The organism is Fuscovulum ytuae (assembly GCF_029953595.1).
GTDB classification, from domain to species: Bacteria; Pseudomonadota; Alphaproteobacteria; order Rhodobacterales; family Rhodobacteraceae; genus Paragemmobacter; species Paragemmobacter ytuae.
This window is the reverse complement of record NZ_CP124535.1, coordinates 1,693,982-1,709,371: the sequence shown is the minus strand read 5'-3', so window position 1 is coordinate 1,709,371 and position 15,390 is coordinate 1,693,982. Positions and strand designations below refer to the sequence as shown.

At 62.1% G+C, this 15,390-nt stretch carries 14 protein-coding genes; 9 read left to right on the top strand and 5 right to left on the bottom strand.

The annotated features are described in order from the left end of the window. Window positions 1–10: 10 nt before the first annotated feature. Entirely contained in the window at window positions 11–1,456 is a 1,446-nt protein-coding gene (locus QF092_RS08190) for an amidase (RefSeq protein WP_281469278.1), read from the bottom strand. A gap of 358 nt (window positions 1,457–1,814) precedes the next feature. Beyond that, complete coding sequence (locus QF092_RS08185; RefSeq protein WP_281469276.1) at window positions 1,815–2,114, bottom strand: DUF6476 family protein; 300 nt, start codon at window positions 2,112–2,114, stop codon at window positions 1,815–1,817. Here QF092_RS08185 and QF092_RS08180 point away from each other — a divergent pair. From QF092_RS08180 to QF092_RS08155, 6 genes are all read left to right on the top strand, one after another. Next, window positions 2,113–3,162, top strand: coding sequence for an RluA family pseudouridine synthase (locus QF092_RS08180; protein WP_281469274.1), 1,050 nt, complete (start codon window positions 2,113–2,115; stop codon window positions 3,160–3,162). The genes QF092_RS08185 and QF092_RS08180 overlap by 2 nt on opposite strands. A 180-nt stretch (window positions 3,163–3,342) precedes the next feature. Beyond that, on the top strand, window positions 3,343–4,239 hold the full coding sequence (gene rpoH / locus QF092_RS08175; protein ID WP_281469272.1) for an RNA polymerase sigma factor RpoH: 897 nt from the start codon (window positions 3,343–3,345) through the stop codon (window positions 4,237–4,239). Between the two features lie 101 nt (window positions 4,240–4,340). Further along, window positions 4,341–5,084 (top strand): phosphatidylserine decarboxylase, encoded by a 744-nt coding sequence (locus QF092_RS08170; protein ID WP_420026514.1) that lies wholly within the window; start codon window positions 4,341–4,343, stop codon window positions 5,082–5,084. Continuing rightward, a complete protein-coding gene (pssA, locus tag QF092_RS08165) occupies window positions 5,081–5,851 on the top strand; it encodes a CDP-diacylglycerol--serine O-phosphatidyltransferase (RefSeq protein WP_281469268.1) in 771 nt (256 codons plus the stop codon). The genes QF092_RS08170 and pssA overlap by 4 nt, the downstream gene beginning before the upstream one ends. 60 nt (window positions 5,852–5,911) lie before the next feature. Continuing rightward, entirely contained in the window at window positions 5,912–6,895 is a 984-nt protein-coding gene (locus QF092_RS08160) for a Gfo/Idh/MocA family protein (protein ID WP_281469266.1), read from the top strand. Window positions 6,896–7,102: 207 nt separating this feature from the next. After that, complete coding sequence (locus tag QF092_RS08155) at window positions 7,103–7,462, top strand: baeRF12 domain-containing protein (RefSeq protein ID WP_281469263.1); 360 nt, start codon at window positions 7,103–7,105, stop codon at window positions 7,460–7,462. A gap of 18 nt (window positions 7,463–7,480) precedes the next feature. On the opposite strand, the gene QF092_RS08150 is transcribed toward QF092_RS08155, so the two are convergent. The 3 genes from QF092_RS08150 to QF092_RS08140 form a co-directional block, all read right to left on the bottom strand. Next, a complete protein-coding gene (locus QF092_RS08150; RefSeq protein WP_281469261.1) occupies window positions 7,481–9,307 on the bottom strand; it encodes a M3 family oligoendopeptidase in 1,827 nt (608 codons plus the stop codon). 114 nt (window positions 9,308–9,421) lie between these two features. After that, window positions 9,422–11,020, bottom strand: coding sequence for an ATP-dependent DNA ligase (locus tag QF092_RS08145; protein ID WP_281469259.1), 1,599 nt, complete (start codon window positions 11,018–11,020; stop codon window positions 9,422–9,424). Further along, complete coding sequence (locus QF092_RS08140; protein ID WP_281469257.1) at window positions 11,017–12,033, bottom strand: ligase-associated DNA damage response exonuclease; 1,017 nt, start codon at window positions 12,031–12,033, stop codon at window positions 11,017–11,019. Before QF092_RS08140 ends, QF092_RS08145 begins: the two co-directional genes overlap by 4 nt. Window positions 12,034–12,178: 145 nt before the next feature. Here QF092_RS08140 and QF092_RS08135 point away from each other — a divergent pair, with 145 nt between their 5' ends. Genes QF092_RS08135 through QF092_RS08125 form a run of 3 tightly spaced genes read left to right on the top strand, consistent with a single transcriptional unit; the run spans window position 12,179 to window position 15,382 of the window. Next, on the top strand, window positions 12,179–13,618 hold the full coding sequence (locus QF092_RS08135) for a circularly permuted type 2 ATP-grasp protein (RefSeq protein WP_281469255.1): 1,440 nt from the start codon (window positions 12,179–12,181) through the stop codon (window positions 13,616–13,618). A 4-nt stretch (window positions 13,619–13,622) separates the two neighbouring features. Beyond that, entirely contained in the window at window positions 13,623–14,573 is a 951-nt protein-coding gene (locus tag QF092_RS08130; protein WP_281469254.1) for an alpha-E domain-containing protein, read from the top strand. Beyond that, complete coding sequence (locus tag QF092_RS08125) at window positions 14,573–15,382, top strand: transglutaminase family protein (protein WP_281469252.1); 810 nt, start codon at window positions 14,573–14,575, stop codon at window positions 15,380–15,382. The genes QF092_RS08130 and QF092_RS08125 overlap by 1 nt, the downstream gene beginning before the upstream one ends. Window positions 15,383–15,390: the final 8 nt, after the last annotated feature.

Genomic DNA, 15,390 nt, shown 5'->3' with positions numbered 1-15,390 from the left:
TTGGCAAGCATTAATGCCGTGATCCCCCGGCCAGCGGGGCACGGATCGCCGCCCATGGGGCCGCCCGTTCAAGTTCTGCACAAAGCGCGATCAACTCTTCATCCGCGCCAAAGCGCATGGCCAAATGCACACCGACGGGCAGGTCATCCGATGACCAGCCAAGCGGAAGGCTCGCCGCAGGCTGCCCGCTTGCGTTGAAGACAGCACAGAAGGGGGAATATTCGAAAATGCCCCCGGGCCCGATGCGATAGCCAAGGTAATCCTCGGTATCATGGGCGAACCGCCCCACCTTGGCAGGCGGTTCGGCCAGACAGGCCGACAGGATCACATCCGGCCCGCCCTCGAAAACTGCCGCCATCTGCCGCCCGAAGGCATGGATTTCCCCCACCGCCTCCAGATAGCGCGTCGGATGCAGGGTCTCTGCATGGGCCATCGCCCCGCGCGACACGCCCTCCACCAACGCCGCCGGATCGCGCCCCCGCAATGCCTTGCGCACCGAAAGCGCCGTGCCCACGCCCACGATATCCGTCCATGCCCGCATCATCATCGGCACATCCGCATTGGGCCGCCCCGGTTCCACATGATGACCAAGGCTTTCCAAAAGACGCCCCGCCTGATGCATCGCCGCCTTCACCTCGGGATGGATCGCTGCCCCCGTAAAGGTCGTGTCGCAGATCATCACGCGCAGCCGCCGTGGCGGGCGGCTGATCGCATCGGCATGGCTGCGCGTCAGGGCAGGGGCCATATAAGGCGCCCCAAGGTCCGGCCCCGCACAGGCATCCAGCATCACCGCCGTATCCCGAACCGACCGCGTCAGGAACCCGTCAATCGCCATCCCGGCCCAGCCTTCGCCCACATAAGGCCCATCCGGCAGCCGCGCCCGCGTCGGTTTGAAGCCAAACAGCCCGCAGCTTGCCGCCGGGATGCGCACTGACCCACCGCCGTCCGATCCATGCGCCATGGCCACGATGCCCGCCGCCACCGCCGCCCCCGCGCCCCCCGATGACCCGCCCGAGGTATGGTCCGTATTCCAAGGGTTCCGCGTCGGCCCGCCATAGACCGCCGCCTCCGTCGCTGCCCCGATCCCGCCCTCCGGGCTGGTCGTCCGGCCAAAGGTCACCACCCCCGTCGCCCGGATGCGCGCATAGATCGACGAATCCCGGTCATAGCGCGTGTTCGCCAAAAGCCGCGACCCGTTATGCGATGGAAAATCCACCGCCTCGCAGCCCAGATCCTTTAACAGGAACGGCACGCCCTTGAACGGCCCATCCGGCAGCCCCGCCGCGATGGCCCGCCGCGCCACCTCCTCTTGCATCAGGACAACCGCATTGATCGCAGGGTTGCGCGCCTCCACCGCCGCCAGCGCCGCATCGAGCAGCTCCTCCGCCGTCACCTCGCGTGCCGCCACCAGTTCCGCCACTGCCGTCGCATCCCGCGCGCCCAGATCGCCGATCATGTCATCTTCCCCATCCTGTGACCCTCATGCTGGACCTTGCCGTGACGCAAGGTCATGCCCGAAGCCGCCATCCAAGGGTCGATTTCCGTCGCCTGTCGCGGTTTTTCTGCGGGGCGAGGGCGTTAACGAAATCCCACCCCTGCGCCCGCTGCGTGACCACAGTTTGCTGCACAAAAGACGGCACGCCATGCGGCACGCCGGGGTCATAACCCACCAAGGGGCTGATCTGCCGCCTTTGGCCCAAACCCATATCCCCAGCCTATCGCCCGTTGCGTCAAACGCGGATCAGCGCGCGCTCCGTGCCCACAAATTGCGGCACAAAACCCGGCACAAAACAGGGCACAGCCTTTGCCGGGCCTTATTCCCCCAAATCGACCTCGCGGATCATCCGCCCCGCACGGTCAAACACCAACAAACGTTGGCTTTCTGTGACCACCAGCAGCCTCTCCCGCGCCACCGTCACCGCCGCCGCCACTTCGCCCTCCGGCAACACCACCGCCTCCGGCACCACCACCGCCCCACCCTCCGGCATACGGGTGACAAGCAGCGCAACGATGGTTATGACACCCCCGATCATGGTCACCATCAACACGATGACCAGCCATTTCAGGAACATCAGGCTGGGCGGCAATCCGCCCGTGTCAGGAGTGTCGTCCATGCAAGACCTTTCCGAAGAGGGCGCCGCCACCCTGACCGTCACCATCGGGGAAAACCCGCCTGACCGCCTTGATAAGGCGCTGGCGCGCGAGGTGCCAGAGGAAGCATCCCTTTCCCGCTCGCGCCTCATGAAGATGATCGCCGAAGGCGACGTGCTGTTTGACGGCACCCCCGTCACCGATCCCAAGGCAAAGGTGCAAGAGGGGCAGGAATACACCCTGATCCTCGCCCCGGCCGAGGATTATGACGCAAAGCCCGAAGCCATTCCCCTGACGATCCTTTACGAAGACGCCGATCTGATCGTGATCGACAAGCCCGCGGGGATGGTCGTCCACCCCGCGCCCGGCTCTCCCTCCGGCACGCTGGTCAACGCGCTTTTGCATCATTGCGGCGACACGCTGTCGGGTATCGGGGGCGAAAAACGCCCCGGCATCGTGCATCGCATCGACAAGGATACAACCGGCCTTCTGGTCGTCGCGAAATCCGATCGCGCCCATCATGGCCTTGCAAAACAGTTTGAAGATCATAGCGTTACCCGCCACTACATCGCCCTTGTCCATGGCGTGCCCGATGCCGCCGATCCGCGCCTGCGCGGCACCCGCGGCGTCAGTTTCGAAGCGGGCGGCATCGTCCGCATCGCCACGGGCCTTGCCCGCCACAAGACCGACCGCCAGCGTCAGGCCGTGGTCTGGGATGGCGCGGGCCGCCATGCCGTGACCCGCGCGCGGGTCGTCGAAACCTTCGGTGGCGATGCCGCAGCCCTGATCGATTGCTGGCTGGAAACCGGGCGCACCCATCAGATCCGTGTCCACATGGCCCATGCGGGCCACGGCCTTTTGGGCGATCAAACCTATGGTGGCCGCCGCCGTCTGTCGCCGAAAGCCATCGGCGCGCAAGCCGCCGATATGGGCAACGCCTTCCCCCGTCAGGCGCTCCATGCCGCGACCCTTGGCTTCATCCACCCCGTCACCGGAGAGGCGTTGGAATTCGAAAGCCCCCTGCCGCCGGACATGGCCAGCCTTACCGCCGCCCTGCGATCCGCGCGCTGATCTCTTGAAACAATCCCTGACATGTGCGTGACCGCACGCAACCGTGGCTTTAACGCTAACGGAACCTTTCCCATGTATCGTTATAGGGAAGGCGGCCTTGATCTTGCAGGACGCACTTCCTAATTTTTCCAATCCCCGGGGGCTTCAAGGCAAGACCCGGGGGTGAACAGGGGGCACGAGATGAGCACCTACCAAAACCTTCCCGCACCCAGCCCGGAACAGGGGCTGAACCGCTATCTTCAAGAAATCCGCAAGTTCCCGCTGTTGGAACCGGAACAGGAATACATGCTGGCCAAGCGTTGGGTCGATCATCAGGATGCCGGGGCCGCGCATCAACTGGTGACCTCGCACCTGCGCCTCGCCGCGAAAATCGCGATGGGCTATCGCGGCTACGGCCTCCCGCAGGCCGAGGTGATCTCTGAGGCGAATGTCGGCCTGATGCAGGCCGTGAAGCGGTTCGATCCCGAAAAGGGCTTCCGCCTTGCGACCTATGCCATGTGGTGGATTCGCGCCTCGATCCAGGAATATATCCTTAGGTCATGGAGCCTGGTAAAACTCGGCACCACCTCGGCGCAGAAGAAACTCTTCTTCAACCTGCGCAAGGCCAAGGCCAAGGTCGGCGCGCTGGAAGAAGGCGACCTGCGCCCCGAAAACGTGGCCCAGATCGCCAAAGACCTTTCGGTGACCGAGGAAGAGGTCATCGATATGAACCGCCGCCTCTCTGGCTCTGACGCCTCGCTGAATGCGACGGTCGGGTCGGATGGTGAAGGCGCGACCCAATGGCAGGACTGGCTGGAAGACGAAGACAGCGATCAGGCCGGCGCCTATGAGGAACGCGATGAGCTGGACGCCCGTCGCGCCCTTCTGGTGCAGGCCATGGCCGTGCTGAACGACCGCGAGAAGGACATCCTCATGCAGCGCCGCCTTGCCGATGTGCCGGTGACGCTGGAAGAACTGTCCGAAAGCTATGGCGTCAGCCGCGAACGCATCCGCCAGATCGAGGTGCGGGCCTTCGAAAAGCTTCAGGGTCGCATGCGCGAACTCGCCAAAGGGAAGGGGATGGTCATCCCCGCCTGACCCTGCGGCGCGACGGATGGTTAACCATTCGTTAACACTTCTGGCAGCGGCGGTCGGGCCTGCCCGCACCGCCGTTTTGCAGGACATGACCCAAGGCATTGTTGCCTCGGCCCCCCGACAAGGGTAGACGGCAACAAAGCCGGAGAATGCCCATGACCATGCTGGAAACCTTTATCAAGCCGATGCACCGCGAAGGCATCCGCTTCGTCGCGGCTTTCGCCGCCGTGACCTTGGTCCTGTTTTGGATATGGGATCCCCTCGGTTGGGTGGGCGTTGGCCTAACCATCTGGTGCTATTACTTCTTCCGCGATCCCAAACGCGCCGTCCCCACGAATGCGGGCCTCATGGTCAGCCCTGCCGATGGTGTTGTCTCTCTCATCGAACGCGCGGTTCCGCCGCCGGAACTGGGGATGGGACCCGAGGCGCTGATGCGCGTCTCGGTCTTCATGTCGGTCTTCAACTGCCACGTGAACCGCGCCCCCATCGCGGGCCGCGTGTCGGAAATCGCCTATCGCCCCGGCAAATTCCTGAACGCCTCGCTCGACAAGGCCTCGGTCGACAATGAACGCAACTCCATCCGCATCGACATGGCCGATGGCCGCTCCATCGCCGTGGTGCAGATCGCGGGCCTCGTCGCCCGCCGCATCCTCTGCTTTGCCGTAAAGGGGCAGGATCTGCGCACCGGCGAACGCTTTGGCCTGATCCGCTTCGGCTCACGCCTCGATATCTACCTGCCGGATGGGGTCGAACCGCAAGTGGCCCTTGGCCAGACCTGCATCGCTGGCGAAACCGTCATCGCCACGATCGGCCAAGACAGCCCCCAACGCATCGCCCGGATGGAATGACCATGCCACAGGACGAGACGCACCGCCCCCGCCGCAAGTTGCATATCCTGCAATTGCTGCCCAACCTCGTCTCCATCCTCGGCCTCTGCGCGGGTTTGACAGCGATCCGTTTCGCAATCGACGGGCGTATCGCCACCGCCGTCGCCCTGATCGGCCTTGCCGCCGCGCTGGACGCGCTGGATGGCCGCCTCGCCCGCATGCTCAAATCCGAAAGCGCGATCGGCGCCGAACTCGACAGCCTTGGCGATTTCGTCAATTTCGGCGTCACCCCGGCCATCGTCCTCTATCTCTGGGCGCTCAAGGGCGAGGCGTCGCTTGGCTGGATTGCCGTCCTTGTCTACGCCATCTGCTGCATGCTCCGCCTTGCCCGCTTCAACGTCGGCAACAAGCGCGGCGATGGCGAAGAACCGGCGGAACGCACCTCTTTCATCGGCGTGCCCTCTCCCGCGGGGGCGATGCTGGTGCTGGCCCCCATCTACCTTGCCTTCTGCTTTCCGGGCGAGGTACGGCTTCCCCCGCTTGCCGTTGCCCTTTGGATGGTGGCGATGGGCGCGCTGATGATCAGCCGCATCCGCACCCCGTCGCTCAAGCGTGTTACCTTTTACGCCGAAGACGCGCGCTATATCCTCGTGGGCCTTGCCGCCATCATCGCCGCCCTTCTGACCTATCCATGGGTCACGCTCCTTGCCCTGTCACTGGCCTATCTGAGCGGCATCCTCTTCGTGGCCCGCAATCAGATCCTCGGCCTTCTGAAGAAGACCGACTGACCTTGCACCTCCTCCCGCCGCGCCCTAGCCTGCGCCCGACAGGATAAAGGAGGAGACGCGATGAAACCCGTCCGCTGGGGCGTGCTGGGCAACGCCAAATTCGCCCGCGAACATATGGCCCCGGCCATCCATATGGCCGAAAACGCGGTCCTTGCCGCACTGGGCACCTCATCGCCGGGCAGCGCGACAGGGTGGGATTTCTGCCCCGGCCTTGCGCAGATGACCTATGACGACCTTCTCGCCGACCCTGCGATCGACGCGGTCTATATCCCGCTGCCAAACCACATCCATGTGGAATGGACGCTCAAGGCCCTAGCTGCCGGCAAGCATGTGCTGACCGAAAAACCCATCGCCATGACGGCGACGGAGATTGACACCATCATCGCCGAACGCGACCGCACCGGCCTTTTGGCGGCCGAGGCCTATATGATCGTGCATCATCCGCAATGGATCAGGGCGCGCGAATTGGTGCAGGGCGGGGCCATCGGTCGCTTGCGCCATGTCGATACCTTCTTCGCCTATAACAACGCCGATCAGACCCATAATATCCGCAACCGCCCCGAAACCGGCGGTGGCGGCATCCGCGATATCGGCGTTTATACCTATGGCTCCGCCCGTTTCGTAACGGGGGCCGAGGCGACGGATATCTCGTGCCGCATGATCCGCGAAAATGGCGTGGATGTCTGGGCCGAGCTGGACGCCATCCTGGAAGGACCCCTTGGTCGCGCGACCTATACCGCTATGACCTCCATGCGCCTTCAGAACCGCCAAGAAGTGACTTTCCACGGCGATAAGGGTCTGCTCAAGGTGGCCAATGGCCCCTTCAATGCCAACCTCTTTGCCGAGGCTCGGATCGAGTTGCATGTCGATCAGACCATCACCTCGGAACGATGGCCTGCCGCCAACCATTATAAATTGCAGGTCGAGAATTTCGGCGCATCCATCCGCACCGGTGCGGCCTATCCCTGCCCGCTGGAATTCACCCGCGGTACGCAGGTGATGATCGATCAGGCCTTCGCCACGGCGCGCGAAATCAACTGGTAAGGGTCAGTCCAAGGCGCGGGGGGGGGGGCGGATATTCCGCCCCTGCCTCGAAAGCGTAGCATCCCGGCATCCTTGTGCGGAATTCGCCCCTTCAAAGGTCGAATTCTCTAAAAAACTGTCTTAAATCAAGGTGCTGCCCGTCGTTCCGGTCTAAGCGGGATTCGTCCCAAAAGCTTGGAGGGCAGCAAAATGAAAAAACGTCGGAACATGATCCTTGTCGCCGCAGATCGCGACTTGCGGCTGCTCGTTTCCGATGATGCCGGGGAGGGGGTCATGGAACTGCGCCACATCCGTGCCGCCGACCTGGAGCGGGGCGAGGTGCTGGCTGATCCCGACGCTCGCGCCGCCCGCTTTCCCAAAATGGTCGCCGATTTCGTCGAAAGCGAATGGCGCAAGGGTGGTTATGACCGCCTCACCCTCGTGGCGCGGGCTTCTGTCTTGGGGGAGATGAAACGGGAATTGCCCGATCGCCTGCGCGACCGCGTCGCTGCCGTTCTGGACCGCGAAATGATCGACCGCCCCTTGCGCGAGATCGCAGGCCAGCTCCGGGCGGTCCATGCCATCTGAAGGGGGGTGTGGAGGGCCTCAGCCCTCCATCGCCTCCAACTCATCAATGAAGCCTGCGATCATCGACAGGCCTTTGTCCCAGAACTTCGGATCGCTGGCATCCAGGCCAAAGGGGGCCAAAAGCTCCTTGTGGTGCTTGGACCCGCCCGACTTGAGCATGTCGAAATACTTCGCCTGAAAGTCCGGCAACCCATCCGCATAGGCCGCATAAAGCGCATTCACCAACCCATCGCCAAAGGCATAGGCATAGACGTAAAAGGGGGAATGCACGAAATGGGGGATATAGGCCCAGAAGGTTTCATATCCGTCCATGAAATCAAAGGCATCGCCAAGGGATTGGGCCTGCACGCTCATCCACAGGGCGTTGATGTCGTCGGGCGTCAACTCCCCTTCCCGCCGGGCCGCATGCAGCTTGCATTCGAAATCGTAGAAGGCGATCTGGCGGACGACCGTGTTGATCATATCCTCCACCTTCCCCGCGAGAAGGGTCTTGCGTTCCCCCGGCGTCTTGGCTGCATCCAGCAGTTTGCGGAAGGTCAGCATCTCGCCAAAAACCGATGCCGTCTCGGCAAGGGTAAGGGGCGTGGAAGACAGCAACTCCCCCTGACCTGCCGCCAGAACCTGATGCACGCCATGGCCCAATTCATGCGCCAGCGTCATCACATCCCGCGGTTTGCCAAGGTAATTCAACATCACATAGGGATGCACTGTCGTCACCGTGGGATGGGCAAAGGCCCCCGGCGCCTTGCCGGGTTTCACGCCCGCATCGATCCAGCCCTTTTCGAAGAAGGGCTTGGCCAGATCGGCCATCTTCGGGTCAAAGGCCCCGTAGGCGTCCAGCACCGTCCGGGTCGCGCTGTCCCAATCTACCGTCTTGGGCGTTTCGATGGGCAAGGGGGCGTTGCGGTCCCAGACCTGCAGCTTATCCAGCCCCATCCACTTCGCCTTCAGCCGGTAATAGCGATGCGATAGCTTTGGGTAGGCGGCTACAACGGCATTGCGCAGCGCCTCCACCACCTCCGGTTCCACATGGTTCGAAAGGTGGCGCCCGGTCTGCGGCGTGGGCATCTTGCGCCAGCGATCTTCGACCTCTTTCTCCTTGGCAAGCGTGTTATGGATGCGTGCGAAGAGTTTGATATTCTTGTCGAAAACCACCGCCAAAGCGCGCGCTGCCGCCTCGCGCTTGGCGCGGTCGGTATCGGTCAGAAGGTTCAGGGTGGATTCGAGGTTTAGCTCTTCCTCCTCACCCTCGACCTTGAACATAAGGCCCGCCATCGTCTCATCGAACAGCTTGTTCCACGCGCTGGCACCGACGACGGAATTGTCGTGCAGGAACTTCTCCAACTCGTCCGAAAGCTGATGGGGGCGCATGGCGCGCATGCGGTCGAAGACTGGCTTGTAACGCGCAAGGTCGGCATTCTGTGACAGCAGGCCGGACAGGTGCGCATCGTCCAAACGGTTGAATTCAAGGCTGAAGAACACCAGCGGCGTGGTAAAGGTCGTGATGCGATCCTGCGCATCGGCCATGAATTTGGCCCGCTCGCTGTCCATCGTGTTTTGATAATAGCGCAGGCCAGCGTAGGACATGATGCGCCCTGCGATCACGTCGATTTCTTCATAACGCTTGATGCAGTCCAACATCGCAGCCGCATCCAAGGTGGCAAGCTTGCCTTCGTAATCGGCCGCAAAATCGGCGCAGGCTTTTTCCAGCCATGCCATGTCGCGCGAAAATTCGGGCGCGTCCGTCGCGGGATAAAGATCGGTAAGGTCCCAATCCGGTAGATCGCCAAGGCCGCCCCCTGTGGCATTGGCGTCAAAGACGGGGCGGGGCAGGGGCAGCGTCATGGGAAACCTCGTTTCATGATCCTGACCCCCATCTAGGGCGCGGGATGCCAAGGGCGCAAGGCACGCCGGCGCAATTTGGCGCGATCCCGGGTAGGATGCGCAATCCTGCCCATCCTAGGGTCGGGTCGCGCGCAGCAGGTCCCGAAGGCCCTCCAACGTGTCGATCTCTTCCACCGGCTTGTCGCGCCGCCAGCGGATCATGCGGGGAAAGCGCAGCGCGATGCCCGATTTGTGCCTGGGGCTTTCCTGTATGCCTTCGAATCCGATCTCGAAAACCAGTTCCGGCGGCACACGGCGAACCGGGCCAAAGCGTTCAAGCGTGTTTTTCTGCACCCAGCGCGTAATTTCGGCGAATTCGGCGTCGGTCAGGCCGGAATAGGCCTTGGTAAAGGGAACCAGCGCATTGCCGTCGCGCACCGCAAAGGTGAAGTCGGTGAAAAGGTTCGCCCGCCGCCCATGCCCCGCCTGCGCATAAAGCATCACCGCATCCACGGTGAAGGGATCAAGCTTCCACTTCCACCAATCCCCCCGCTTCCGGCCTGTGAAATATAAAGATTCCTTGCGTTTCAGCATGATGCCTTCGGCCAATTTTTCCCGCGCGCTTTGTCGAGCGGTGGCGAGTTCGGCCCAGTACTCAAACGCCACGGGGGGAGAGAGCGACAGAGGCAAATCCCTTGGCAACGCCGCCAAAAGCGCCGTCAGCCGTGCCTGCCGTTCTGCAAAAGGGACAGCGCGCAGATCTTGGCCTGCGTCTTCCAGCAGGTCATAGGCCAGAAGATGGGCAGGTGACTCTTGCAGCAGTTTTTTGGGCACCGTCTTGCGCCCAATCCTTTTTTGCAAATCGGCAAAGGGTAGCGGGCGGTTGGCCGCAATATTCCAGGCCAGCACCTCGCCGTCGATCACCGTGCCGGGGGGAAGGAAATCCGCAAGCGGCGCGAATTCCGGAAAACGGTCGGTGATCAATTCTTCGCCCCGCGACCAGAGCGCCAGCAGGCCGGGGCGGTTGATCAACTGGCCGCGGATACCGTCCCATTTCCATTCTGCATGCCAATCGGTCGGGGCGCCAAGGCCCTCTGGCCCGTCCTCAAGCGGAGAGGCCAGCGCAAAAGGATAGGGGCGCGACACATTTCCTTCCCCCTCATCCCGGATGAGCGAATGGAAATCGGTTGTCGCGGGATGCCAATCACCCATCAGGCGATGGGCAAGGGCCGCTTCATCCACCCCTGTGGCCGTTGAAAGGGCGCGGGTCATCAGCCCTTGGCTTACGCCCATCCGAAAGCCGCCCGTGATCAACTTGTTGAAAAGAAAGCGTTCTGTTGTGGCTAGGCGTGTCCACCAGCCAAGGATGGCGGCCTTGCGGACCTCTGCCGGATGTCCCGTCAATGCGATGAGTGCATGGATCGTATCCGACAGCGAAAGGCTTTCCGTGGCCTCGGCTGGCGGCAGGATAAGTGCAATGGTTTCGGCCAAGTCACCCACCATCGCATAGCTTTCTTCAAAGAGCCAAAGCGGAACCTCTGCCGCCTCTGCCGCCCATTCGCGCAGTTCGGTTGCCGTCACAGCGCGTTTGGGTCGGCGGCCGGACAGCAAGGCGATGGTCCAGAGCCTGTCGCCCTCATCCGCCGTCCGAAAGTAATGGGTCAGCGCGGCAAGTTTGGCCGTCGTCTTGGTGGTGCCATCCAACGCTGCAAAGAGGGTAGCGAAATCCTTCATGTGTCAACGGGTTCCGCTGGTTCTTCGGCCTCTTGCCCATATTCGGTGGCAACGATCCCGGCGTTATAGCCCTGTTCCGCCAGAAATCGGCGGAAAGCGGTTGTGTAACCATGAGTGACGAAAACCCGTTCGCACGCGGTCGCCCGGATCGCCGTCAGCAAACCGGGAAAATCGGCGTGATCGGACACCACAAAGCCTGTCCCCAGCGCGCGACGGCGGCGGATGCCGCGCACCGCCATCCAACCGCTTGCAAAGGCCTCTTCCGCAGGGCCGAACTTCCGCGCCCATGCCGAACCGAGTGCTGATGGCGGTGCGATCACCAATGCGCCGGGATGGGATTTCGCATCCACGCCTTGCCCGGCGCGGGTCGTATCAGGGAGGCTATACCCCTGATTTCGAAGAATTTCATTCACCTCTTCCACTGCACCATGCGTCAAGATGGGGCCAACTTCCCCCACTCCCGCGAGCAGTCGCTGTGCTTTGCCAAGACTATAGGCGCCAAGGATGGATGTCTTCCCAGCGGCGGCATTGGCCGCCCACCAGCGGGTGATGTCGCCCATCACTTCCACCTGCGGGCGCCAACGGAAGACGGGAAGGCCGAAGGTGCTTTCACTGATGAAAGTGTGGCAGGGAACGGGTGCAAAAGCCTCGGCCAGACCATCGGGTTCGACCTTGTAGTCGCCGGATACAACCCAAACTTCGCCGTCGCGTTCTACGGCGATTTGGGCAGAGCCGGGGATATGGCCAGCGGGGTGGAAATGGACGGTGACGCCGCCGATTCGAAGGCTTTCGCCATAGCCGATCCCCTGCGCCTCGATCTGGCCCAGACGGTGGCGGATCACGGGCAGGGCCTGATGCGTGGCAAGATAGCGTTGGTGGCCCCAGCGGGCGTGATCCGAATGGCCATGGGTGATCAGCGCGCGATCAACCGGGCGCCAAGGATCGATGAAAAAGTCCCCTGCGGGGCAATAGATGCCCCGATCGGTGAAGGTAAGAACGGGATCGCGCGCCATGGGCCGAAGCTAGCACAGGGACGGCAACGGGCCAGCCTTGCGCCTGCGCCCAATTTTTGTGCAGTTGCACATGTCGCACCCATATCTTTCCCGCGAAACGCTTCCAAGCCGGGGGAGGGCCTGATTTACTCGACCCCAAGACCGGATGATCCGGGCCATGGGGGGCGTGAGCGTGACGCAATATTTCAACGAGATGTATCAGAGCGGCAAAGTGCGCCCGCCCTATGCGCGGCTGGAAGATTGGATGAACGCCATGCCGGCGGCCTTGCGGACGCTGAAACAGGCAGAGGCAGAAGATCTGTTCCGCCGCATCGGCATCACCTTTGCGGTTTATGGCGAGGGGGGCGATCCCGACCGACTTATCCCTTTTGACATGTTCCCACGCGTCTTTACCGGGGCGGAGTGGGCGCGGCTTGAAAAGGGGATCAAGCAGCGGGCGCGGGCGTTGAATGCCTTTCTGGTCGATGTCTATCAGCGGGGCGAGATCGTGCGGGCGGGACGCGTTCCGTCGCGGTTGGTTTATCAAAATGAGGCTTATGAAAAGGCCGTGGCGGGGATCAAGCCGCCGAAGGGTGTCTATTCCCATATCGTTGGGATCGATATCGTGCGCACGGGACCGGATGAGTTCTTTGTGCTGGAGGACAATTGTCGTACCCCTTCGGGCGTCAGCTACATGCTGGAAAACCGCGAGATCATGATGCGGATGTTTCCTGACTTGTTCCGCGAAAACCGGATCGAACCTGTTGATACTTATCCCGAAATCCTGCGCAGAACCCTTGCGTCGGTCGCGCCCGAAAAATGCAGTGGAGAGCCGACGGTGGTTTTGCTGACACCGGGGCATTTCAACAGCGCCTATTACGAACACAGCTTCCTGGCCGATCTGATGGGGGTGGAGCTGGTCGAGGGGCAGGACCTGTTCGTGGAGGGTGAGTTTGTCTGGATGCGGACGACGGAAGGTCCGAAGAAAGTCGATGTGATCTATCGCCGGATCGACGATGCCTTCATCGACCCGCTTTGTTTTAGGCCCGATAGTATGCTGGGCGTGCCAGGACTGATGGATGTCTATCGTTCGGGCGGTGTGAGCATTTGCTCTGCGCCCGGCGCTGGGGTGGCGGATGACAAGGCTGTCTACACCTTTGTGCCTGAAATGGTGCGCTTTTATCTGGGGGAGGAGCCGATCCTTCAAAACGTGCCCACATGGCAATGCGGGCGAGAGGATGATCTGCGTTACGTTTTGGATAACCTTTCTGAACTGGTTGTTAAGGAAGTGCATGGCTCCGGTGGCTACGGCATGTTGGTGGGACCGAAAGCGACCAAGGAACAGGTCGAGACGTTCCGCGCGAAGATCATTGATGACCCCGGAAACTACATCGCTCAGCCAACATTGGCCCTTTCCACCACGCCGACCTTTGTGGCCGAAGGCGTGGCCCCACGCCATGTGGACCTGCGGCCCTATTGCCTTGTCGGTGAACGGATCGAGCTGGTCCCTGGTGGACTGACGCGGGTGGCGTTGAAGGAAGGGTCACTGGTGGTGAACTCCTCTCAAGGAGGGGGGGTCAAGGACACATGGGTTCTGGCGGAGTGATGTCATGCTGAGCCGGACCGCAGACAACCTGTTCTGGATTGCCCGCTATATGGAGCGGGCGGAAACCACCGCGCGCTTGTTGGAGGTGGGGTCGCGGATTGCCCTTTTGCCTTCGGCAGGGGGCTATCGAAACGAGTGGGATTCGCTGTTGCAGGCATCCGGCAATGCGGATGCCTTCGGGCGCAAGTACGGTGACCCGGTGCAACGCAACATTGAAAGCTTTCTGTTCTTTGACCGCGACAACCCATCCTCGGTTGCATCTTGCATCACGACGGCGCGGGAAAATGGGCGGATTGTGCGGACGGCGCTGACGACGCAGGTCTGGGATGCATTGAACACGGCCTTTCAGGAATTGCGGCAACTGGAACGGACGCCGCGCAGCGAATTGGAACTGTCGCGGCTGACCGAATGGACGATGCGGCACGCGGCGATGGTGCGGGGCGCAATCGAGGCCACCCTTCTGCGCAACGATGGCTGGAATTTCCTAAATTTGGGTTACCATCTCGAACGGGCGGACAACACGGCCCGCCTGATGGACGTGAAATACTATGTCCTGCTGCCCAAGGTGGAATTCGTCGGCTCCGGCTTGGATAATTACCAATGGACCACGCTGTTGCGCGCGATGTCGGCACACCGTGCCTTTCACTGGGCCTATGGTGGCGAGGTGACGGCGGCGAAGATCGCCCATTTCCTGATCCTGAATTCGCAATGCCCTAGGTCATTGATCACCTGTGCGGAAGAGATTTCCCTGCATCTGGATAGGCTTGCCAAGGCCTATGGGGCCAAGACCGACGCGCAGGCGCGAGCCAAGGACATGCTGGCGGCGCTGGAGGCGACGAGGGTGGAGGATATCTTTGACGAAGGCCTGCATGAATTCCTGTCACGCTTCATCCGCGAGGTGGCGGTGATGGGATCGCTGGTTCACGAGACCTATCTGAGCGGGGATATGCGCTGATGCTTTTGTCGGTCGATCATGTGACGCGCTATCGCTATGACCGCCCGGTGCGGGCCGTGATGCAGAGTCACCGCCTTACCCCGTCAAAATTCGATGGCCAAAAGGTGCGGGATTGGACGGTGACGGTTTCGGACGGGATTCCGGGCGGGGCGTTCCGGGACGGGGCCGGGGATCGGGTGCAAGGCTGGACGGTGAAGGGCCCCGTGACAGAGGTTGAGGTCCGGGTAACTGGCACCGTGGAAACCCTTGATCTGGCAGGTGTTCTGCGCGGTCACCGCGAAGTGGTGCCGCCCGAAGTCTATTTGGTAGAGACGGCGGCGACGGCGGCGGATGCCGGGCTGGTGGCCCTTGCAGAGCAGGCGGCGGGGGCGGACGGACCCTTGTCGAAGGCCCATCGACTGGCCGAACTGGTGGCCGAGGCGGTGGCCTACACACCCGGTGCTACGCAATCGCAGACGACGGCGGCCGAGGCCTTGGCGCAAGGGCAGGGGGTTTGTCAGGACCACGCCCATGCCCTGATCGCCTGTGCGCGGAAGTTGGGGCTGCCGGCACGCTATGTTTCGGGCTATCTTTTTGCGGATTCCGAGGGCGTTCCACATGAGGCGGCCCATGCCTGGGCCGAGATTCATGTGGCGGGGCTGGGTTGGGTAGGGTTTGATCCGGCCAATCGCTGTTGCCCGGATGCACGCTATATCCGGTTGGGTTCGGGGCTGGACGCACAGGATGCGGCCCCGATCCGGGGGGTGACACGCGGGATCGTATCGGAAAGTCTTGATGTGACGGTTGCGGTCCAATCTTTGCAGCAATAGGGTCCGGT

Coding starts and splice junctions, on each gene's coding strand:
- QF092_RS08190 (WP_281469278.1), bottom strand. CDS start 1,456: ATGATCGGCGATCTGGGCGCGCGGGATGCGACGGCAGTGGCGGAACTG.
- QF092_RS08180 (WP_281469274.1), top strand. CDS start 2,113: ATGCAAGACCTTTCCGAAGAGGGCGCCGCCACCCTGACCGTCACCATC.
- QF092_RS08185 (WP_281469276.1), bottom strand. CDS start 2,114: ATGGACGACACTCCTGACACGGGCGGATTGCCGCCCAGCCTGATGTTC.
- rpoH (WP_281469272.1), top strand. CDS start 3,343: ATGAGCACCTACCAAAACCTTCCCGCACCCAGCCCGGAACAGGGGCTG.
- pssA (WP_281469268.1), top strand. CDS start 5,081: ATGACCATGCCACAGGACGAGACGCACCGCCCCCGCCGCAAGTTGCAT.
- QF092_RS08160 (WP_281469266.1), top strand. CDS start 5,912: ATGAAACCCGTCCGCTGGGGCGTGCTGGGCAACGCCAAATTCGCCCGC.
- QF092_RS08155 (WP_281469263.1), top strand. CDS start 7,103: ATGATCCTTGTCGCCGCAGATCGCGACTTGCGGCTGCTCGTTTCCGAT.
- QF092_RS08150 (WP_281469261.1), bottom strand. CDS start 9,307: ATGACGCTGCCCCTGCCCCGCCCCGTCTTTGACGCCAATGCCACAGGG.
- QF092_RS08145 (WP_281469259.1), bottom strand. CDS start 11,020: ATGAAGGATTTCGCTACCCTCTTTGCAGCGTTGGATGGCACCACCAAG.
- QF092_RS08140 (WP_281469257.1), bottom strand. CDS start 12,033: ATGGCGCGCGATCCCGTTCTTACCTTCACCGATCGGGGCATCTATTGC.
- QF092_RS08135 (WP_281469255.1), top strand. CDS start 12,179: ATGATCCGGGCCATGGGGGGCGTGAGCGTGACGCAATATTTCAACGAG.
- QF092_RS08130 (WP_281469254.1), top strand. CDS start 13,623: ATGCTGAGCCGGACCGCAGACAACCTGTTCTGGATTGCCCGCTATATG.
- QF092_RS08125 (WP_281469252.1), top strand. CDS start 14,573: ATGCTTTTGTCGGTCGATCATGTGACGCGCTATCGCTATGACCGCCCG.